The 19,864-nt window shown below is 73.0% G+C and carries 13 protein-coding genes and 1 pseudogene; 10 read left to right on the top strand and 4 right to left on the bottom strand.

Translation table 11 applies throughout. From position 1 onward, the window contains the following. Positions 1-10: 10 nt before the first annotated feature. Positions 11-1,381, bottom strand: coding sequence for a 4-aminobutyrate--2-oxoglutarate transaminase (gene gabT / locus AB0761_RS13205; protein WP_377269175.1), 1,371 nt, complete (start codon positions 1,379-1,381; stop codon positions 11-13). A 239-nt stretch (positions 1,382-1,620) separates the two neighbouring features. On the opposite strand from gabT, the gene AB0761_RS13200 reads away from it, so the two are divergent. The 3 genes and pseudogenes from AB0761_RS13200 (at position 1,621) to AB0761_RS13190 (ending at position 7,243) form a co-directional block, all read left to right on the top strand. After that, on the top strand, positions 1,621-3,774 hold the full coding sequence (locus AB0761_RS13200; protein WP_377269174.1) for an ATP-binding protein: 2,154 nt from the start codon (positions 1,621-1,623) through the stop codon (positions 3,772-3,774). A 170-nt stretch (positions 3,775-3,944) separates the two neighbouring features. Beyond that, the gene (locus AB0761_RS13195; protein ID WP_377269173.1) at positions 3,945-5,540 is read left to right on the top strand and encodes a PucR family transcriptional regulator; all 1,596 of its coding nucleotides are present in this window, start codon (positions 3,945-3,947) and stop codon (positions 5,538-5,540) included. 258 nt (positions 5,541-5,798) lie between these two features. Beyond that, a pseudogene (locus tag AB0761_RS13190) lies at positions 5,799-7,243 on the top strand (aldehyde dehydrogenase family protein). Between the two features lie 120 nt (positions 7,244-7,363). On the opposite strand, the gene AB0761_RS13185 reads toward AB0761_RS13190, so the two are convergent. After that, positions 7,364-8,038 carry a DedA family protein gene (locus AB0761_RS13185; RefSeq protein ID WP_377269172.1) on the bottom strand — a complete coding sequence of 225 codons (675 nt, stop codon included), beginning with the start codon at positions 8,036-8,038 and terminating at the stop codon, positions 7,364-7,366. Then, positions 8,035-8,847 (bottom strand): MBL fold metallo-hydrolase, encoded by an 813-nt coding sequence (locus tag AB0761_RS13180; RefSeq protein WP_377269171.1) that lies wholly within the window; start codon positions 8,845-8,847, stop codon positions 8,035-8,037. Before AB0761_RS13180 ends, AB0761_RS13185 begins: the two co-directional genes overlap by 4 nt. Before the next feature lie 204 nt (positions 8,848-9,051). On the opposite strand from AB0761_RS13180, the gene AB0761_RS13175 reads away from it, so the two are divergent. The 7 genes from AB0761_RS13175 to AB0761_RS13145 all read left to right on the top strand — a co-directional run bounded on the left by AB0761_RS13175 (position 9,052) and on the right by AB0761_RS13145 (position 18,856). Then, positions 9,052-11,130, top strand: coding sequence for an alkaline phosphatase family protein (locus AB0761_RS13175; RefSeq protein ID WP_377269170.1), 2,079 nt, complete (start codon positions 9,052-9,054; stop codon positions 11,128-11,130). 108 nt (positions 11,131-11,238) lie between these two features. Then, positions 11,239-13,224 (top strand): acyl-CoA dehydrogenase family protein, encoded by a 1,986-nt coding sequence (locus tag AB0761_RS13170; RefSeq protein WP_377269169.1) that lies wholly within the window; start codon positions 11,239-11,241, stop codon positions 13,222-13,224. 45 nt (positions 13,225-13,269) lie between these two features. After that, the gene (dxr, locus tag AB0761_RS13165) at positions 13,270-14,496 is read left to right on the top strand and encodes a 1-deoxy-D-xylulose-5-phosphate reductoisomerase (RefSeq protein WP_377269168.1); all 1,227 of its coding nucleotides are present in this window, start codon (positions 13,270-13,272) and stop codon (positions 14,494-14,496) included. Between the two features lie 75 nt (positions 14,497-14,571). Beyond that, positions 14,572-15,876: a M50 family metallopeptidase gene (locus AB0761_RS13160; RefSeq protein ID WP_377269167.1), complete on the top strand. Its 1,305-nt coding sequence runs from the start codon at positions 14,572-14,574 to the stop codon at positions 15,874-15,876. A 172-nt stretch (positions 15,877-16,048) separates the two neighbouring features. Then, a complete protein-coding gene (gene ispG / locus AB0761_RS13155) occupies positions 16,049-17,197 on the top strand; it encodes a flavodoxin-dependent (E)-4-hydroxy-3-methylbut-2-enyl-diphosphate synthase (RefSeq protein WP_377269166.1) in 1,149 nt (382 codons plus the stop codon). 251 nt (positions 17,198-17,448) lie between these two features. Next, positions 17,449-18,288 (top strand): GNAT family N-acetyltransferase, encoded by an 840-nt coding sequence (locus tag AB0761_RS13150; RefSeq protein WP_377269165.1) that lies wholly within the window; start codon positions 17,449-17,451, stop codon positions 18,286-18,288. A gap of 22 nt (positions 18,289-18,310) precedes the next feature. Then, the gene (locus tag AB0761_RS13145; RefSeq protein ID WP_377269164.1) at positions 18,311-18,856 is read left to right on the top strand and encodes a GNAT family N-acetyltransferase; all 546 of its coding nucleotides are present in this window, start codon (positions 18,311-18,313) and stop codon (positions 18,854-18,856) included. A 19-nt stretch (positions 18,857-18,875) separates the two neighbouring features. Here AB0761_RS13145 and AB0761_RS13140 read toward each other — a convergent pair whose 3' ends face one another. Beyond that, entirely contained in the window at positions 18,876-19,832 is a 957-nt protein-coding gene (locus AB0761_RS13140; RefSeq protein ID WP_377269163.1) for an aminoglycoside phosphotransferase family protein, read from the bottom strand. Positions 19,833-19,864 lie beyond the last annotated feature (32 nt).

Raw genomic sequence — 19,864 nt, 5'->3', positions numbered from 1 at the left:
GAACGGCAGGTCAGAGCGACGCGAATGCACCTTCGAGGATGTCGAGGCCCTCGTTGAGCAGGTGCTCGGGAATGACCAGCGGGGGCAGGAAGCGCAGCACATTGCCGTAGGTGCCGGCGGTGAGCACGACCAGGCCCTCCGTGTGGCAGGCCTTGGCGACGGCGGCGGTGGCCTCCGGGTTGGGCTCCTTGCCGCCGGGCTTGACCAGCTCGATGGCGATCATGGCGCCACGGCCGCGGACCTCGCCGATGATGTCGTACTTCTCCTGAAGGGCACGCAGCCGGCCGAGCATGACCTCGCCGATGCGCTGGGCCTTCGCGGTGAGGTCCAGCTCCTTCATGGTCTCGATGGAGCCCAGCGCGGCGGCGCAGGCCACCGGGTTGCCGCCGTAGGTGCCGCCCAGTCCGCCGGAGTGCGCAGCGTCCATGATCTCGGCGCGGCCGGTCACCGCGGCCAGCGGCAGACCGCCGGCGATGCCCTTGGCGGTGGTGATCAGGTCGGGGACGACGCCCTCGTCCTCGCAGGCGAACCACTGGCCGGTGCGGCAGAAGCCGGTCTGGATCTCATCGGCGACAAAGACGATCCCGTTGGCCTTGGCGAACTCCGCGATCGCGGGCAGGAAGCCCTTGGCAGGCTCGATGAAGCCGCCCTCGCCCTGGATGGGCTCGATGATGATCGCGGCGACGTTCTCCGCGCCGACCTGCTTGGTGATGATGTCGATCGCCTGCGCGGCGGCCTCGTCGGCGCAGTTCTCCGGACCGGTCAGCCAGCGGTACGGGTAGGCGACCGGCACCCGGTAGATCTCCGGGGCGAACGGGCCGAAGCCGTGCTTGTACGGCATGTTCTTGGCCGTGAGGCCCATGGTGAGGTTGGTGCGGCCGTGGTAGCCGTGGTCGAAGACCACGACGGCGGTGCGCTTGGTGTAGGCGCGCGCGATCTTTACGGCGTTCTCCACCGCCTCGGCGCCCGAGTTGAAGAGCGCGGTGCGCTTCTCGTGGTCGCCCGGGGTGAGCTCGTTGAGCTGCTCGGCGACGGCCACATAGCCCTCGTACGGGGTCACCATGAAGCAGGTGTGGGTGAAGGCGGCCAGCTGCTCGGAGGCACGGCTGACGACGGCCTCCGCGGAGTTGCCGACGTTGGTGACGGCGATACCGGAGCCGAAGTCGATCAGCGAGTTGCCGTCGACGTCCTCCACCACGCCGCCGCCCGCGCGGGTGATGTACACCGGCAGGGTCGTGCCCACACCGGCCGGCACCGCGGCAGCCTTGCGAACCTGCAGCTCCTGCGACTTCGGACCGGGGATCGCGGTGACGAGGCGGCGCTCCTGAGGGAGCGACGGGCCGCCGGGCAGCTGCCCGGCGCTGGACGGGGCAGCGCTCATGGAGTTCTCCAGACGTACGGGGACGACCGTGGGATATCGGCTCTTCCTTGTGCAGGTTATGGCCGCCCCGGGGGCAGTGCATGCGCCACTCGGGCGTACTGCGGAGTCGGAGTTGGCCCGCCCGGACATCGCCGCTCCGCCGGGCTGCCTGTCCGCGGCGTCCGCGTGCCGCTCACCGGCGGGTGCCGCCTCCACTACATTGAGTCGGGGCTGAGTGACGGGGAAGGAGCGGGGCCGGGATGGGACTGGACGGCACGTACGGACAGCGGACCGGTCCGGAACCCCCGGTGTCGGCACCGCCGTTCCTCCCGGAGGCCCGCGACGGGCACCCGGGCCGGTCCCGGCACCGGCCGGCGCAGCCGCAGGGGCCGTTCGACCTCTTCGGCTGGCTCGCCGGACCACGCACCGAGGGTGTCCCCGGCCTCTTCGGCCTCGGCCACGTACCGAGGCGGCAGGAGGTGGCGGCGGACACCGCGGCGATCCCCGGGCGGGTGCTGCTGGCCAGGGCCGCGCTCAACCTGGTGGTCGCGTGGCTGGCGTTCCGCTACGGCGGTCCGCTGGTGTTCGACGTACTCAACTGGGTGTTCCACCTGGACCATCTGCGCGCCGACGGGCTGACCAGCCCGTATGTCCTGGTCCAGGCTCTTCTGCAGATCGCCATGCTGATCGTCGACGTCTGGATCTTCGGACGTATGGGCCGCTGGCCCGAGGTATGGCGCCGCTATGTGACCCCCGCCCTCGGCCGGCTGGTGACCCAGGAGCGGCCCGTCGCCGGGGGCGCCGCCGGCGAGGGCGCAGGTGGTGCCGCCCATGCGGTGGACCCCTGGGCGGAGATGCGGGTCGGCGGACAGCGGACCGGGACGGAGCGGCTGGACGAGGAGGCCCGGCGGGGCGCGGTCGGCGATGTGGACTATGTGCGCATCCGGCGGGCATGGCAGGGGGTGCTGGCCGATCCCGGCCGGCTGCCGCAGTTCGCCGACGAGGTGGGAGCCCGGGGAGCGGCGGCCTGCGGGCACCCCTCCGCGGAGCGGGACCTGGTGCAGCGGTACGCCCGGCACGACCTGCTGGCCCGGCAGGTGCGGCTGGGCTCCGTCCAGGACGTGCCGAAGAACCCGGCGACCCATCGCGGGGGCGGATTCGCCCTCGATCCGTCCCTGCTGGGGACCTCGCTGCTGGCGGTGGGTCCGGCGGGCACCGGGAAGACGGGGCTGCTGGTCCGCCCCGTGGTGGAGGCGCTCTGCCTGCAGGCCCTGGCCAACACGGCGTGTGTGGTGGCGGTCGGCGCCGCGGACGCGGATCTGGGTCCGGACGCCCTGTACGACGTGGTCATCGCTCCCGGGGATCCGGAGTCGGCGTACGGCCTGGACCTCTACGGCGCCGCACACAGCAGCGACGAGGCAGCGGCCCGGCTGGCCGACGCGCTGCTGCCGGACGAGCTGGCGCTGCGGGCCGAAGGCGCCCGGACCACGGTGCAGCAGGTGGTCGGACCCTTCCTGGCCGCCCACGACCGCTATCCGGGGGTGCAGGAGCTGCGCGACCTGCTGCTCGGCGAGCCCGAGGCCTGGGCGGCGCTGCGTACGGCACTCAGCGACACCGGACGGCTGGAGGCGCACCGCCACGATCTGCAGCAGCGGGAGCGCCAGCACGGCCGCGCCGACGATCCGGGGACGCTGCTCGCCGACCGGCTGACGTTGCTCGACCGGCCGGCCTTCGCCGGCTGCTTCAACCCCTCGGCCCATGAGCTCGGCAGGGAGAAGCCGCCGTTCGCGATGCGGGCGCTCGACCATCCGCTGCGGGTGCGGGTGAAGCTGCCCGAGCACAGCCATCCGGAGGCGGCGCGGATGCTGGCCCGGCTGGTGGTGGGGCAGTTTGTGCAGGCCGCCGCCGGACGGCGGGACCGTTCGCTCTTCGCAGGGCTGGTGGTCGACGACGCATCAGCGGCGGTGGACAGCCACACGGTCCGGGGGCTGCAGCGGATGCGCGGCGCCAACGCGGGGGCGCTGCTGGCGCTGCGCAGCCTGGCCGACCTGCCGGAGGCACTGCGGGCGCCGCTGTTCGGTGCGGTCGGCTGCCGGATGGCCTTCCCGGGGATTGCGCCCTGGGACGGCAGGCTGTTCGCGGAGGCGTGGGGCACGGTGTGGGTGCAGGAGAAGGCCGTCACCCAGACCCCCGACACCTCCGGCGGGCTGCTGCGGCGGTCCGTCCGGGCGTTCCGCGGACTGCTGGCGGGGGCTCCGGTGCAGACCGAGAGCGTCACCACGCGCTCGGTGGAACGGCAGCTGTGGTCGTCGTCGGATCTGGCGCACGCGCTGCCGTCGGGGCATGCGGTGGTGTCGCTGACCACCGTGGACGGGGCCCAGGTGCCTCCGCTCCTGGTCGATCTGCGCGGTTGAGCGGGCGGATGCTGCGCCGCTGTGGAGGACTTCGTGGCAGTGGTTGTGCGGACCGTCCATAATCATTACCGAGCACGTCCTGCCCCTGTTCCGCCGGCCGTGCCGTACCGCGGGCACCGCGAGGATGCGGTGCCGGGCCGGGCGGTGCGGCATGCCCGACCGAAGGTGTCATGCCACCCACCCTGGCCTCCCTGGTCCGCAACTCCTCGCTCCATCTGACCGTCCTCGCAGGTGAGGACCAGCTGGAGCGTCCGGTCCGCTGGGTGCACACCAGCGAACTGGACGACCCCACGCCCTATCTGGAGGGCGGGGAGCTGCTGCTGACCACCGGGATCAAGCTGGGCGGCACAGGCACAGGCACGGGCACCGGCGACGGCGACGAGGCACTGCGGGCCTATGTGCACCGGCTCGCCGACGCCGGAGTGGTGGGCCTGGGCCTGGGGGTGGGCCTGTCCCACACCGAGGTGCCGCGGCCGCTGGTGGAGGCGGCTTCGGAGCGGGGCCTGCCGCTGCTGAGGGTGCCGCAGCCGACGCCCTTCATCGCGATCAGCAAGGCGGTGTCGGCGGCGCTGGCCGCCGAGCAGTACGAGGCCGTGACCACCAGTTTCGAGGCGCAGGAGGAGCTGACACGGGCCGCCCTCGGCAAGGACGGCACGGCCGCGGTGGTACGTCGGCTGGCCGCTCGGCTCGGCGGCTGGGCGGCGCTCTACGACGCGACCGGAGCGCTCTCCCTGGCGGCACCGGACTGGGCCGCCCGGCGGGCCGCGCGGCTCGCCGGGGAGGTGGACCGGCTGCGCCGCCGCCCCGCGCCGGCAAGTGCGGCACTGCAGGGCAGGCCGGGCGGCGCGGACACCGCGGACGAGGACTTCGTGGTGCTGCAGTCGCTGGGTGCCGACCGGCGGCCCCGTGGCTTCCTGGCCGTCGGCACCGAGGCCAGGCTCAGCCCCACCGAGCGGTATGTGCTGAACGCCGCCGTGGCCCTGCTCACCCTCACCCTGGAGCGCTCCAGGGATCTGCGCCGTGCCGAGGAGCGGATGGGCACCGCGCTGCTGCGGCTGGTGCTGGCGGGGGAGACCGCGACCGCTCGTGAGGTGGCCGCGGTGCTGTACGGGGGCCTGCCGGAGGGTGCCGTGCGGGTGCTGCTGGCGCAGGCCGCGCGCGGTGAGGAGGACGAGGGTGATCCGCTGGCCGATCTGGCGGACCGGGCGGAGCAGGCGGCGGGGCGCGCCGGGGAGCGGCTGCTGGTGGCCCGGGACCGTTCGGCGGCTGAGGAGCGGCTGGTGCTGCTGGCCCAGGACGGCGGGGCGGTGCACGGGGACTGCGCGGCAGCGGCCGAGGAGGGCGACGCCCTGGCGCTCGGGGTGTCGGCCGCGACCGTGACGGAGCAGGCGGGGGCGGCGTTCGCCCAGGCGGAGCGGGCGCTCGCGGTGGCGCTGCGCAGCGGGCAGCACCTGGTGGACCACGACGAGGTGGGAACGGGGTCGCTGCTGCCGCTGCTCGGGGACGAGGCGGTCTCGGCCTTCGCCGAGGGGGTGCTGAGGCCGCTGCGGGAGCACGACCGCACCGCGCGCGGCGACCTGGAGGCGTCGCTGCGGGCCTGGCTCTCGCGCCACGGGCAGTGGGATGCGGCGGCGGCGGATCTGGGGGTGCACCGGCACACGCTGCGGTACCGGATGAGGCGGGTGGAGGAGCTGCTGGGCCGCTCGCTCGACGACACCGATGTGCGGATGGAGCTCTGGCTGGCGCTGAGAGCGGGCGATCGCTGATCGCTGATCGCCGATCGCCGACCGCTGATCAGCCGACCGCTGATCGCCGACCGCCGATCGTCGGCCGTTGACCCCCAGCAGTGGCTGCCGGCCCCGCCGGAACGCCCCCGTACTCCGCTGCGGAGTGTCCGGCGCCCGCGGTACTACGTACCGTCCAATCCGGCTGTGCGGGCGGGGGTCCTACCGTGGGTGGGACGCGGCGGCCATCCGCCCGCCGACACCGCAGCAGCGACGATCAGGGAAGGGCCGGTAGCGACTGTGACCACCACCCATGAGTTCTGGCTGGCCGGCCGCCGGGAGAGCGGCCCGGAGGCCTTCGAGGTCCACCACCCGTGGGACGGCAGCCTCGTCGGCCGTGTCAGCGTGCCCACCGAGGAGCAGGTCGAGGAGGCGGTCAGCGCCGCCGTCGCCGTGCAGGACGCCTTCGCGGCCACCCCGGCGCATGTGCGCGCAGCCGCGCTCGACCATGTGGCGAAGCGGCTGACCGAGCGCACCGAGGAGCTGGCGCGCCTGGTCACCGCCGAGAACGGCAAGCCGGTCAAGTGGGCCCGCGGCGAGATCGGCCGGGCGGCCTCGGTCTTCCGCTGGGCTGCCGAGGAGGCCCGCCGGTTCAACAGCGGCGAGGCCCAGCGGCTGGACACCGACGCGGGCGGCGCCGGCCGCCTCGCCCTCACCCGCCGCTTCCCGCGCGGTGTGGTGCTGGGCATCGCGCCGTTCAACTTCCCGCTCAACCTCGTGGCGCACAAGGTCGCCCCGGCGATCGCGGTGGGCACCCCGATCATCCTCAAGCCGGCCCCGGCCACACCGCTCTCCGCCCTGGTGCTGGGCGAGATCCTGGCCGAGACCGAGCTGCCCGCCGGTTCCTGGAGTGTGCTGCCGGTTCCCAACGACCGGATGCCCGCCCTGGTGCAGGACGAGCGGCTGCCGGTGATCTCCTTCACCGGCTCCGGGCCGGTGGGCTGGGGCATCCTGGACTCCGCGCCGCGCAAGCACGTCACCCTGGAGCTGGGCGGCAACGCCGCAGCGGTCGTCCTCGCCGACTGGTCGAGCGAGGAGGACCTGGAGTGGGCCGCCTCGCGGATCGCCACCTTCGCCAACTACCAGGGCGGCCAGTCCTGCATCTCGGTGCAGCGGGTCGTCGCGGACGCCGCGGTCTAGACCGGCTGGTGGAGAAGGTCGTCGCCAAGGTCCAGGAGCAGGTCACCGGTGACCCTTCCGACGACTCCGTGGACGTGGGCCCGCTGGTGAGCGAGGCCGCGGCCGAGCGGGTCGAGTCCTGGGTGGACGAGGCCGTGGCCGCCGGGGCGAAGCTGCTGACCGGCGGCAAGCGGGAGGGTGCCACCTACGCGCCGACCGTGCTGGCCGAGGTGCCCGCCGGTGTGACCCTGGCCTGCGAGGAGGTCTTCGGCCCGGTGCTGAGCCTGCACCGGGTGGACGGTGCCGACGAGGCGTTCGCGCTGGTCAACGACTCCCCGTACGGCCTTCAGGCGGGTGTCTTCACCCATGACCTGCAGACCGCCTTCCGGGCCCACCGGGAGCTGGAGGTCGGCGGTGTGATCGTGGGCGATGTGCCGTCCTACCGTGCGGACCAGATGCCGTACGGCGGCGCCAAGCAGTCCGGTGTGGGACGTGAGGGCGTCAAGTACGCCATGGACGACTACACCTACGAGCGGGTGCTGGTCCTCACCGGCCTGGCGCTGTGACGCGCTGACGGCTTCCCGCGGGAGCTCGGCTCAGGGGCGCGGGGAACCGGCCGGATCTGCACCACGGTGCGGTCCGCGCCGGCTCCCCGCGCCCCTGGCCGTACGGGGGCGTGCAGCCGGTCAGCGGGCGCGTTCCTCGGCGGGTACGGCCCGCTGCTCCCGGGTCCGCTCCCGGCTCTGCAGCCGCCGCCGCAGGCCCGGTACGGCGGCCACCAGCAGCACCAGCACCACGGCCGCCGCCACGCCCTGCCAGGGCCGGGGGAAGACGGCGCCGCCGACGATGCCGACCGCCTGGTAGCACAGCGCCCAGGCGACCGCGGCGAACACATCGGCGCGCAGGAACCGCCGCACCGGCCACCCGGAGACCAGGCAGGCCGCCATCACCGGGATGCGGCCCGCCGGGATCAGCCGGGAGAGCACGAGCACGCTGCGGTCGTGTGCGGCCAGCCGTTCCTGTGCGGCGCGCATCCGGGGGCTCTCCATGTGCTCCCGCAGCTGCCGGGTCCACCGGCCGCCGGCGTGTGCGGCCAGCCAGTACAGCAGAACGTCCCCGGCCCAGGCGGCGGCCGAGGCCACCGCCAGCAGCAGCGGCAGGTCCAGGGCGGGCCAGCGGGAGTGCCAGGCGACCACGCCGGCGGCGCTCACCAGCGCGCCCGTGGGCAGCACCGGCAGCACCGAGCCCACCACGACCAGGACGAAGAGCGTCGGGTAGCCGGCGGTCTGCGAGGCGGTGGCCGGCTCCAGCGCGCCGGCGGTGGCCCCGGCGGCCAGGCCGGTCCACAGAGGGTGGTTCACCGGCGGCCGTCCTCGGCGCCGCTGCGGACGACCCCGTCGGAGCGCTCCGCGTCGAGGTCCACCCTGCCTCCGGGCTCCAGTACATGGACGGTGACCTCCGGCGCCCGCCCGGCTGCCCGGCGGGCGAAGTCCTCCCCCGGAGCATGGAACCAGGCCCCCGGCCGGACGCCGAGCACCATGGGGCAGAAGGTGCCGAAGTGCACCGGCACCGCGGTGCGCGGTGCCAGCAGCCGGACCGCCTCCGCGGCGCCCGCCGGGTCCAGATGGCCGGGCCCCAGTCCTGGCCCCCACCCGCCGACGGGCAGCAGTGCGTGGTCGCAGCTGCCCACCGCGTCCGCCATCCCGGGGAACAGATCGGTGTCGCCCGCGAAGTAGGTGGCCACCGCCCCGCGGATCACGAATCCCAGTGGCTGTACCCGCTGCGGGCCCATCGGCAGCCGCCGTCCGTCGTGGCGGGCGGGCACCGCCCGGACGGTGACCGCGCCGACCGCGATCTCCTCACCGGGTGCGACCTCGACCAGCCGGAGATGGGAGAGACGTCGCAGTGCCGGTACGGCCCGCACCGCGCCGCGCGGCAGCAGCACCGGCGTCCCGGGGGGCAGGAGGCGGAGCGAGGGCAGATGCAGATGGTCCGCGTGCAGATGGGAGACCACGGCGGCGTCGGCGCGCAGTGCGGCGGCGCCGGGCAGCGGACCGCGGCGGCGGCGCAGATGGGCCAGCCGGGAGCCGAGCACGGGGTCGGTGAGGATGCTGACCCCGGAGTCCTGCACGGTCGCGGTCGCATGGCCCCACCAGGTGATGACCGCCACGTCGGGCCGCCTCTCGGTTCGTCCTGCTGCGGGCCTGCCGCCCCTGCTCCGAACAGGTTACGTCCGGTGATCCCCGGCTCCCGCACCGGCGCACGCCCCCGGTGTGCGCCTTCCAGGGGACGTGGGGGCGGTCTCATCGGGGGTGACAGTTCGGGGCAGACTGGGCGGGGCTGGCGGTGCGACGGCGAGGAGACGGGTCAGCGGATGGCGTGGTGGCGGAGGGTGGCACGGCCTGCCGCTCAGACGGTGGTGGTGTGGCTGGCGGCCACGGTGACCCTCGCGGTGCTGGCGGCGGTGCTGCCGGGTTTTCAGCTGGCGTCGGGCCCGGGCCCGGGACCGGTGGGCCCGCTGGTGGCGGCGGGGACGGCGGCGGCGTGCATCGGTGTGCTGAGCGCCGGGCTGTGGCCGCTGATCGTGCGTGCGCTGCTGCTGGTGCCTGCTCTGGTGCTGGCCCTGCTGGTCTTTGTGCTCAACGGCGGGCTGGTGCTGCTCGCGCTGGCGCTGGTGCCGGCGGGGTCCGGCAGTATCACCCTGTCCACGGCGGGCGTGGTCGCGGCGGTGCTGTCCGGGACGACATCGGCCGCGCACGGCGCCATCGCCGCCCGGGACGACGAGGCCTACCGGCGGCGGCTGGCCCGGACGGCGGGCCGCCGGGACGGACGACGGGTGCGCGAGGGGGTGCACCTGCCCGGGGCGGTGCCCGGTGTGGTCTTCCTCCAGCTGGACGGCCTGGGGCATGAGGTGCTGGTGAGGGCGCTGCGGGACGGCTCCATGCCCACGCTCGCCGGCTGGCTGGCCCGGGGCGGCCACCGGCTGACCCCCTGGCAGACCGACTGGTCCAGCCAGACCGGCGCCAGCCAGCTGGGCATTCTGCACGGCGACAACCATGATGTGCCGGCCTTCCGCTGGTACGAGAAGGACACCGGCCGGCTGATGGTGTGCAACCACCCCTCAAGCGCCGCCGAGCTGGAGCGCCGCCGCGCCGACCGGCCGGGGCTGCTGGCCCGGGACGGCGCCAGCCGGGGCAATCTGTTCAGCGGCGGCGCCCGGCAGTCGGCGCTGGTGCTCAGCGTGTCCGGGCGGCTGGGCCGCCGTGACCGCTCGGGGTACTTCGGCTACTTCGCGGACCCCGCCAACGCCCTGCGCACCCTGGGCTCGCTGCTGGCGGAGGTCGGCCGGGAGCTGGTGCAGTCGGCCCGGCAGCGGCTGCGCGATGTGCGGCCACGGGTGCGGCGCGGCGGCCTCTACCCGCTGGTGCGGGCCTTCGCCACGGTGGTGGAGCGGGATGTGGTGGTTGCCGCGGTGGTCGGCGACATGCTGGCCGGGCGCTCCGCCGTCTACGCCGACCTGGTGGCGTACGACGAGGTGGCGCACCACTCCGGGGTGGAGCGCCCGGAGACGCTGGAGGTGCTGCGCCGCCTGGACCGCTCTGTGGCGCTGGTGGCCGGGGTGGCCCGCTATGCGCCGCGGCCCTACGAGATCGTGGTCCTCTCGGACCATGGGCAGAGCCAGGGGACGGCCTTCGCCGATGCGTACGGGCAGAGCCTGGAGCAGGTGGTGCGGTCCGGCTGCGGCATGAAGGAGGCGGTGCGGGGCAGGCAGCCCGGGGCGGCGCCGGACCGGGGGCGCGGCGCGGAGGCCCGTACGGCGGTCCAGCTGGCGCTGTACGGGCACGCGTGGGCCGTTCCGATGCCGGGGGAGCCGGCGGAGCAGGGGGTGGCGGAGCCGCTGGTGCTGGCCTCGGGGAATCTGGGCCTGGTCTACTTCCCGGAGGTGCCGCGGCGGATGACCATGGAGGAGATCGAGCAGCGGCATCCCGGGGTGCTGGGGGCGCTGACCGGGCATCCGGGCGTGGGGTTCGTCCTGGTCCGCAGCGAAGCGCGGGGGCCGCTGGTGATCGGGGCCCGGGGGCTGCGGGAGCTGGCCACCGGGGTGGTGGAGGGCGAGGACCCGCTGGCGGTCTTCGGGTCGGGTGCGGCCCGGGCGGTGGCGCGGACCGACACCTTTCCGAACTGTGCGGACCTGATGGTCAACAGCAGCTTCGATCCGGCGACCGGTGAGGTGCACGCCTTCGAGGCACAGGTGGGTTCGCACGGCGGGCTCGGCGGCGGCCAGAGCCGGCCGTTCCTGCTGTACCCGGCGGTGCTGCCGGGGCCGGTGGGGGAGCTGGTGGGCGCGGAGGCTGTGCACCGGCTGTTCCGGGACTGGCTGGAGGAGCTCCAGCCGTCAGGGGCGTCCGACGGGGACGGTGTGAATGCGGCGGTCACTCCTGGGCAGAAGTAGCTCGTTCTCACGTCTGGTGATGTTGGCGTCACCGTGGGTACCTTCAGGTAGTACCGGCGGGTAACAGCTCGTTCCCGCCCGTCCCGGAACAGCGGCGAGGTGAGCTGCATGTCCGCACCAACCCACCCGCGCAGCGGAAGCTCCAGCGGTGCCCCCCAGGAGCCCGGCCCCAAGGTCACCGAGCGCGAGGCGCGCCGGGTCGCCGAGGAGGCCCGCGAACAGCACTGGCGCAAACCCAGCTTCGCCAAGGAGCTCTTCCTGGGCCGGTTCCGGCTGGACCTGATCCACCCCCATCCGCGGCCGGACGAGGAGTCGGTGCGCGAGGGGGAGGCGTTCCTGGCGCGGCTGCGGGCATTCTGCGAGACCAGGATCGACCCCGCGCAGATCGAGCGGGACGCCGTCATCCCGGACGAGGTGATCAAGGGGCTGAAGGACCTCGGGGTCCTCGGTATGAAGATCGACCGCAAGTACGGCGGCCTGGGTCTCAGCCAGCTCTACTACAACCGGGCGCTGGCACTGCTCGGCAGCGCCAGCCCCGCGCTCGGCGCCCTGGCCTCCGCCCACCAGTCCATCGGGGTGCCGCAGCCGCTGAAGACCTTCGGCACCCAGGAGCAGAAGGACAAGTGGCTGCCGCGCTGCGCCACCACCGACATCACCGCCTTCCTGCTCACCGAGCCGGACGTCGGCAGCGACCCCGCCCGGCTGGCCACCGCGGCGGTGCCGAGCGAGGACGGCAGCGAGTACGTCCTGGACGGCGTCAAACTGTGGACCACCAACGGCGTGGTCGCCGACCTGGTGGTGGTGATGGCCAGGGTGCCGCGCAGCGAGGGGCACCGCGGCGGGATCACCGCCTTCGTGGTGGAGTGCGACTCGCCGGGTGTCACGGTGGAGAACCGCAACGCCTTCATGGGGCTGCGCGGCATCGAGAACGGCGTCACGCGCTTCCACCAGGTGAGGGTGCCCGCGGAGAACCGCATCGGGGAGGAGGGCGCCGGGCTGAAGATCGCCCTGACCACCCTGAACACCGGGCGGCTGTCCATCCCCGCGATGTGCGCCGGAGCGGGCAAGTGGTGCCTGAAGATCGCCCGCGAGTGGTCGTCCGCCCGTGAGCAGTGGGGCAAGCCGATCGCCGAGCACGAGGCGGTGGCCACCAAGATCGCCTATATCGCGGCGACCACCTTCGCCCTGGAGGCGATCGTCGACCTGTCCAGCCAGATGGCCGACGAGGACCGCAATGACATCCGTATCGAGGCGGCCATCGCCAAGCTCTACTCCACCGAGCACGCCTGGTTGATGGCCGACGAACTGGTGCAGATCCGCGGCGGCCGGGGCTTTGAGACCGCCGAGTCGCTGGCGGCCCGCGGCGAGCGCGCGGTACCCGCCGAGCAGATGCTGCGCGACCTGCGGATCAACCGCATCTTCGAGGGCTCCACCGAGATCATGCATCTGCTGATCGCCCGCGAGGCGGTGGACGCCCATCTGTCGGTGGCCGGGGACATCATCGATCCCGAGGCCGATCTCAAACAAAAAGCGCGGGCGGCGGCGCGGGCCGGCGGCTTCTATGCCCGCTGGGTGCCCAAGCTGGTCGCCGGCCCCGGCCAACTGCCCACCTCCTACGGGGAGTTCTCCCCCAAGGGGTATCCGGACCTCGCCTCCCATCTGCGCTATGCGGAGCGCGGCAGCCGCCGGCTGGCCCGGTCCACCTTCTACGGCATGTCCCGCTGGCAGGGCCGGATGGAGACCAAGCAGGGCTTCCTCGGCCGCATCGTGGACATCGGCGCCGAACTGTTCGCCATCTCCGCCGCCTGTGTGCGGGCGGAGATGCTGCGCACCGGCGACCCGGAGCAGGGCCGGGCGGCGTACGAGCTGGCCGACCTTTTCTGCCGGCAGGCGCGGATCCGGGTCGAGGAGCTCTTCGACCGGCTGTGGCGCAACACCGACGACCGGGACGCCCGGGCCGCCCGCGCGGTGCTGCGCGGCCGGTACCAGTGGCTGGAGGAGGGTGTCATCGATCCCTCCGGGGACGGGCCCTGGATCGCCGACGCCACTCCCGGGCCCTCGCAGCGGGAGAATGTGCACCGCAGCCTGAAGTAGCCGCCCTGTGGCGTGTCCGTCGGCCGGGCACGCCACAATGGGGCCATGGAATCCCTCGCCGACCCGCATCTGCGCTTCGAGCCCGCCGACTCCTCCTCCGGCCCCCGTGAGCTCGTGATCCTCGGATCCACCGGCTCCATCGGGACCCAGGCCATCGATGTGGTGGAGCGAAACCCCGACCGTTTCACCGTGGTGGGGCTCTCCGCCGCGGGCGGCCGGGTGGAGCTGCTGGCGGACCAGGCACTGCGGCTGGGGGTGCGTACGGTCGCGGTCGCCCGCACCGACGCCGAGGGCCCGCTGCGGCAGGCGCTCGCCGACCGGGCTGCGGGCCGGCCGCTGCCCGAGGTACTGGCGGGCCCCGAGGCGGCCACCGAGCTGGCCCGGATGCGGTGCCACTCGGTGCTCAACGGCATCACCGGCTCCATCGGCCTGCGGCCCACGCTGGCCGCGCTGGCCGCGGGCCGGGTCCTGGTGCTGGCGAACAAGGAGTCGCTGATCGTCGGCGGTCCGCTGGTGAAGGCGCTGGCGAAGCCCGGCCAGATCGTGCCGGTGGACTCCGAGCACACCGCGCTCTTCCAGGGCCTGATGGGCGGCACCCGCCGTGAGGTGCGCAAGCTGGTGGTCACGGCCAGCGGCGGCCCCTTCCGCGGCCGCACCCGGGCGGATCTGGCCACGGTCACTCCCGAGCAGGCGCTGGCCCATCCCACCTGGGCGATGGGCCCGGTGATCACCATCAACTCGGCCACGCTGGTCAACAAGGGCCTGGAGGTGATCGAGGCCCATCTGCTGTACGACATCCCGTTCGACCGGATCGAGGTCGTCGTCCACCCGCAGTCCATCGTTCACTCGATGGTGGAATTCACCGACGGCTCGACCCTTGCCCAGGCCAGCCCGCCGGACATGCGGATGCCCATCTCCCTGGGGCTCGGCTGGCCGGACCGGGTGCCCGACGCCGCCCCCGCCTGCGACTGGACAAAGGCGGCGTGCTGGGAGTTCTTCCCGCTCGACGACGAGGCCTTCCCCTCGGTGTCGCTGGCCCGTGAGGTCGGTACGCTCGGCGGTACCGCCCCGGCGGTCTTCAACGCCGCCAACGAGGAGTGCGTGGACGCGTTCCTGGCCGGCCGGCTCGCCTTCAACGGCATCGTCGACACCGTCGCCAAGGTGGTGTCGGAGCACGGCACCCCTGCCAGGGGAACCGAGCTGACCGTCGAGGACGTATTGCAGGCGGAGGACTGGGCCCGCACCCGTGCCCGGGAGATCGCGGCGGGCTGACAGTGACCGGCGACCGGGCCGGCGAACGGTGAGGAGCAGCATGGCGCAGCGGACGGCAGCAGCGGAGGACCACCGATGACCACACTCATGGCGATCCTCGGCGTCCTGGTCTTTGTGCTGGGGCTGCTCTTCTCCATCGCCTGGCACGAGCTGGGCCACCTCTCCTGGGCCAAGCTCTTCGGCATCAGGGTGCCGCAGTACATGGTCGGCTTCGGGCCGACCATCTGGTCGCGGCGCAAGGGGGACACCGAGTACGGCTTCAAGGCGATACCGCTCGGCGGCTACATCCGGATGATCGGCATGTTCCCCCCGGGGGCCGACGGTCGGATAACCGCCCGCTCCACCTCGCCCTGGCGCAGCATGATCGAGGACGCCAGGCAGGCGTCCTACGAGGAGCTGCAGCCGGGTGACGAGACCCGGCTCTTCTACACCCGTGCCCCGTGGAAGCGGGTCATCGTGATGTTCGCCGGTCCGTTCATGAACCTGCTGCTGGCCTTCGGGCTCTTCCTCACCGTGCTGATGGGCTTCGGAGAGGCCAAGTCGCTGCCGACCATCCAGTCGGTGCAGCAGTGCGTGGTCACGGTCGGCCAGCCCACCGACAGCTGCCCCCAGGGCGCCCCGACGGCCCCCGCCGCGGCGGCCGGGCTGATGGCCGGGGACACCATCGTCTCCTTCGAGGGCCACCGCATCGCCGACTACGACCAGCTGCAGCAGGACATCCGCAACGCCCCCGGCCGCACCGTCTCCATCGTGGTGGAGCGCGCGGGCAGGCAGCTGACCCTGCACCCCACCCTGGTCACCAACCAGGTCGCCGCACTGGACGGGCACGGCAACTATCTGCCCGGCAAGACGGTGCGGGCCGGCTTCCTCGGCATCCAGCCGCAGACCGGCATCGTCCAGCTCGGCTTCGGTGAGAGCCTCAACCGGATGGCCGACATGGCCGAGTCCGGGGTGCAGTCGCTGATCGCGGTGCCGTCCAAGGTCCCCGCGCTCTGGGACGCCACCTTCGAGGGCGCCCCCCGGCAGGCCGATTCCCCGGTCGGCGTGGTCGGCGCGGCCAGGGTCGGCGGCGAGATCCTCAACCTGGACATCCCCGCCTCCCAGCAGATCGCGATCTTCGTCCAGCTGGTGGCCGGCTTCAATCTCTCGCTCTTCCTCTTCAACATGCTGCCGCTGCTCCCGCTGGACGGCGGCCATATCGCCGGCGCCCTCTGGGAGGCGCTGCGCCGCCGGATCGCCCGGGTCTTCCGGCGCCCCGACCCCGGACCGTTCGACGTCGCCCGGCTGATGCCGGTCGCCTATGTGGTGGCGGGCATCTTCGTCTGCTTCACGCTGCTGGTCTTCCTGGCCGATGTCATCAACCCGGTGAAGCTGTCGTAGCGGGCGGGCGGCCGGATGCCGTCGCGCGGGTGGCGGCGGTGGTGCTGATGTGCTCCGCCGGGTGGCGGTGCCGTACGGTGGGACGCCGGGAGCGCGTACTCCAACCCGCGCCCCCGGCCCGGCCGGCAGCAGCGGCCGGACCGCAGCCTCAACCCCGGGGACACCCACTCAGATGACCGCGATCTCGCTCGGTATTCCGTCCATGCCGCTTCAGCCGCTCGCCGTTCGCCGCAAGTCGCGGCAGATCATGGTGGGGGGTGTGCCGGTGGGTGGTGATGCGCCGGTGTCGGTGCAGTCGATGACGACGACGGTGACCTCTGATGTCAATGCGACGTTGCAGCAGATCGCGCAGTTGACGGCGTCGGGGTGTCAGATCGTGCGGGTGGCGGTGCCGTCGCAGGATGATGCGGATGCGTTGCCGGCGATTGCGCGGAAGTCGCAGATCCCGGTGATCGCGGACATTCATTTCCAGCCGAAGTATGTGTTTGCGGCGATTGATGCGGGGTGTGCTGCGGTCCGGGTGAATCCGGGGAACATCAAGCAGTTCGACGACAAGGTGGCGGAGATCGCGAAGGCGGCTTCGGCGGCGGGGACTCCGATTCGGATCGGGGTGAATGCGGGGTCGTTGGACCGGCGGTTGCTGGAGAAGTACGGGCGGGCGACTCCGGAGGCGTTGGTGGAGTCGGCGTTGTGGGAGTGCTCGCTCTTTGAGGAGCACGGGTTCCGGGACATCAAGATCTCGGTGAAGCACAACGATCCGGTGGTGATGGTGAATGCGTACCGGCAGTTGGCGGCGGCGTGTGATTATCCGTTGCATCTGGGGGTGACGGAGGCGGGTCCGGCGTTCCAGGGGACGATCAAGTCGGCGGTGGCGTTCGGGGCGTTGTTGGCCGAGGGGATCGGGGACACGATCCGGGTGTCGTTGTCGGCGCCTCCGGTGGAGGAGGTGAAGGTGGGGATCCAGATTCTGGAGTCGTTGAATCTGCGGCAGCGGGGTCTGGAGATTGTGTCGTGTCCGTCGTGCGGGCGGGCGCAGGTGGATGTGTACAAGCTCGCGGAGGAGGTGACCGCGGGTCTTGAGGGGATGAATGTGCCGTTGCGGGTGGCGGTGATGGGGTGTGTGGTGAACGGGCCGGGGGAGGCGCGTGAGGCGGATCTGGGTGTGGCGTCGGGCAATGGCAAGGGGCAGATCTTCGTGCGGGGCGAGGTGATCAAGACGGTGCCCGAGTCGAAGATCGTGGAGACGCTGATCGAGGAGGCCCTGAAGCTGGCCGAGGGGATGGACGAGCAGGGCGAGCCCACCGTCACCCCCGTCGGCTGATCTTCGGTTGACCTCCGGCCGACCCGTCGGTCGGCTGTGGCACGGGCCGGGCGGCATATGCTGTCCGGCCCGTGGACTTCCGGGTATCGTCCGCCCCCGCGCGAGTGCGGCCACCTGCGAGGTAGGGTGCCTCCGCAGTGTCCGTACCCTCTGAGTCGGGACCCGCGCCGCGGGACCCTGAACCGGACGAGCCGGAGCTGCGGCATGGGCAGCCCGACTGCAGGTGAGGCGCGCAGATGCTGGGAAGTTCGATGTCGACCACCAGGGTCCTCGAGGCGGCGGATCTCGAGGACGCCCTCGACGTACTGGACCGTGACCCGGTGGCCAATGCCTTTGTCGCGGCCAGGGTGCAGGTGGCAGGGCTGGACCCCTGGCGGCTCGGCGGCGAGATGTGGGGCTGGTACGACGACGCCGGGCTGCTGGAGGCCCTCTGCTACGCAGGCGCCAATCTGGTGCCGGTGTGCGCCGGACCGGAGGCCGTACGGGCCTTCGCCGACCGGGCCCGCAGGCAGGGACGGCGCTGCTCCTCGATCGTCGGACCCGTCGAGCCGACCTCCGAACTGTGGTCGCTGCTGGAGCCGGGCTGGGGACCGGCCCGCGAGATCCGCGCCTGCCAGCCGCTGATGACCGCCACCGAACCGTGTGCCGACATCCTCCCGGACCCCCGGGTGCGGCGGGTGCGGCGCGACGAGATCGAGCTGCTGATGCCGGCCTGCGTGGCGATGTTCACCGAGGAGGTCGGTGTCTCCCCGATGTCCGGGGACGGCGGCCTGCTCTACCGGGCCAGGGTCGCCGAACTGGTCACCGGCGGGCGGGCGTTCGCCCGCTTCGAGGACGGCCGGGTGGTCTTCAAGGCCGAGATCGGCGCCGTGACCGACCGGGCCTGCCAGATCCAGGGCGTCTGGGTCGCCCCCGACCGCCGCGGCCAGGGGCTCTCCGAGACCGGGATGGCCGCGGTGGTGCAGTACGCCCTGCAGGAGGTCGCCCCCGTGGTCAGCCTGTACGTCAACGACTTCAACCGCCCCGCCCGGGCCGCCTACCACCGGGTCGGCTTCCGGGAGGTCGGGGCGTTCATGAGCGTTCTCTTCTGATGTCGCGGTAACGTCCCCCGCCATGGACGACGACGTGACGATCGAGCCCATCGACCTGGCCTCCCGGGCCGAGGAGGCACTCGCGGTGCAGGCGCTCGCCTTCGGGCTCACCGACGAGGAGATCGCGGTGCGCCTGCAGATCGTCACCCGCCATGCCGGTCAGCCCGGGGTGATCGCGCTGGGGGCACTGCACGGCGGGAAGCTGGTCGGCTTCGGGTACGGGATGCCCAACGACCGCTCGCAGTGGTGGAGCACCGTGATCGAGCCCTATCTGGAGGCCCGCGGCACCGACGACTGGCTGGACGAGTCGTTCTCGGTGACGGAGCTTCATGTGCTGCCCGTCTGGCAGCGGCACGGGCTGGGCAGTGCGCTGATCGGGGAGCTCTGCCGGCAGTCGGCGCTGCCCAGGTCCATCCTGTCGGCCATCGACGCGGAGACCCCGGCCCGCCGCCTCTACCGGTCGCTGGGGTATGCGGATCTGGCGCGGCCGGTGCTCTTCCCCAACACGGAGCGGCCCTATGCGGTGATGGGGGCGGCGCTGCCGCTGCGCGGACGGGTGGTCGGCTGAGACGGGAGCGGCGCGCCGCTCAGAGGCGGCTTGCGAACTCCAGCCAGAGTTCGGCGGCGCCGGTGTCACCGGCGTCCAGGCTGCGGACCCCCGTCTCGACGGTACGGAAGAGCGTCCAGCCGCGCAGCCGCGCCCGGTCCACCTCCAGGGAGTCCGCCAGCCGGTGCAGCCGGCGGCGGACCGCCGCCTCGGGTCCGGGGGAGCCCAGCAGGGTCTCCATCCGGTCGCGGGCCAGCCAGGCCAGGTCCCAGGCCCGCTCGCCCACCAGCGGTCTGGGATCGATGGCCAGCCAGGGCATGCGGTCGGCGGCCAGCACATTGCCGTGGTGGAAGTCGCCGTGCAGCAGTACGTGGTCGGGGTGGTCGGGCTGGTCGGGGCCGGGTGCGGGAGCGGAGGCCAGCAGGCCGGCGGTGGTCTCCAGGGCCTCGTCGACCAGCGGCAGGGCGTCGACGGCGGCAACGGCGGGCAGTGCCCGCCGGGTCTGCAGGACGCCGTGCAGGGCGCGGACGTGCTCGCTGACGCTGTCGAAGGGGTGCCCCGGCGCCGGCGCCACCCAGAGCCGCTGGAGCAGGCCGGCAGCCTCCAGCATCGCCTTGGCCTCGGGCAGTGAGCGCAGCGAGATGTCGCCGTGCAGCCGTTCCAGCAGCAGCACCGCATGGTCAGGGGTGGTGTCGGCGTCGAGCAGCCGTACGGCCCCGCGGCCGCCCCAGTGGGCGAGCGCGGCGTGCTCCTGGGCGGTCTCCGGGGTCGCCAGGCCCACCTTGAGCGCGGCGGGGCTGCCGTCGGCTCGCCGTACATAGACCACCAGGCTCGCCCGTCCGCCGGGCTCCGAGACCCGCTCCGCGGTGAGCTCCCAGCGGTCGAGGTACTCGTCGGTCACGGACGGCAGCGCGGCCAGCCACGCGGCACCCGACTCACCCTCCCTGGCCCGCACGATCCGGTCGAGCCGCTGGGGGATGGAGATCGCTGCGGGCATGGTGTCCTCTCGTCGTGCTCCCCCGTGGCGCG

Source organism: Peterkaempfera podocarpi (assembly GCF_042466665.1).
Classification (GTDB): domain Bacteria; phylum Actinomycetota; class Actinomycetes; order Streptomycetales; family Streptomycetaceae; genus Peterkaempfera; species Peterkaempfera podocarpi.
Note: the sequence above shows the minus strand (reverse complement) of the source record. Positions and strands in the feature narration are given on the sequence as shown.

Coding starts and splice junctions, on each gene's coding strand:
- gabT (WP_377269175.1), bottom strand. CDS start 1,381: ATGAGCGCTGCCCCGTCCAGCGCCGGGCAGCTGCCCGGCGGCCCGTCG.
- AB0761_RS13200 (WP_377269174.1), top strand. CDS start 1,621: ATGGGACTGGACGGCACGTACGGACAGCGGACCGGTCCGGAACCCCCG.
- AB0761_RS13195 (WP_377269173.1), top strand. CDS start 3,945: ATGCCACCCACCCTGGCCTCCCTGGTCCGCAACTCCTCGCTCCATCTG.
- AB0761_RS13175 (WP_377269170.1), top strand. CDS start 9,052: ATGGCGTGGTGGCGGAGGGTGGCACGGCCTGCCGCTCAGACGGTGGTG.
- AB0761_RS13170 (WP_377269169.1), top strand. CDS start 11,239: ATGTCCGCACCAACCCACCCGCGCAGCGGAAGCTCCAGCGGTGCCCCC.
- dxr (WP_377269168.1), top strand. CDS start 13,270: ATGGAATCCCTCGCCGACCCGCATCTGCGCTTCGAGCCCGCCGACTCC.
- AB0761_RS13160 (WP_377269167.1), top strand. CDS start 14,572: ATGACCACACTCATGGCGATCCTCGGCGTCCTGGTCTTTGTGCTGGGG.
- ispG (WP_377269166.1), top strand. CDS start 16,049: ATGACCGCGATCTCGCTCGGTATTCCGTCCATGCCGCTTCAGCCGCTC.
- AB0761_RS13150 (WP_377269165.1), top strand. CDS start 17,449: ATGTCGACCACCAGGGTCCTCGAGGCGGCGGATCTCGAGGACGCCCTC.
- AB0761_RS13145 (WP_377269164.1), top strand. CDS start 18,311: ATGGACGACGACGTGACGATCGAGCCCATCGACCTGGCCTCCCGGGCC.
- AB0761_RS13140 (WP_377269163.1), bottom strand. CDS start 19,832: ATGCCCGCAGCGATCTCCATCCCCCAGCGGCTCGACCGGATCGTGCGG.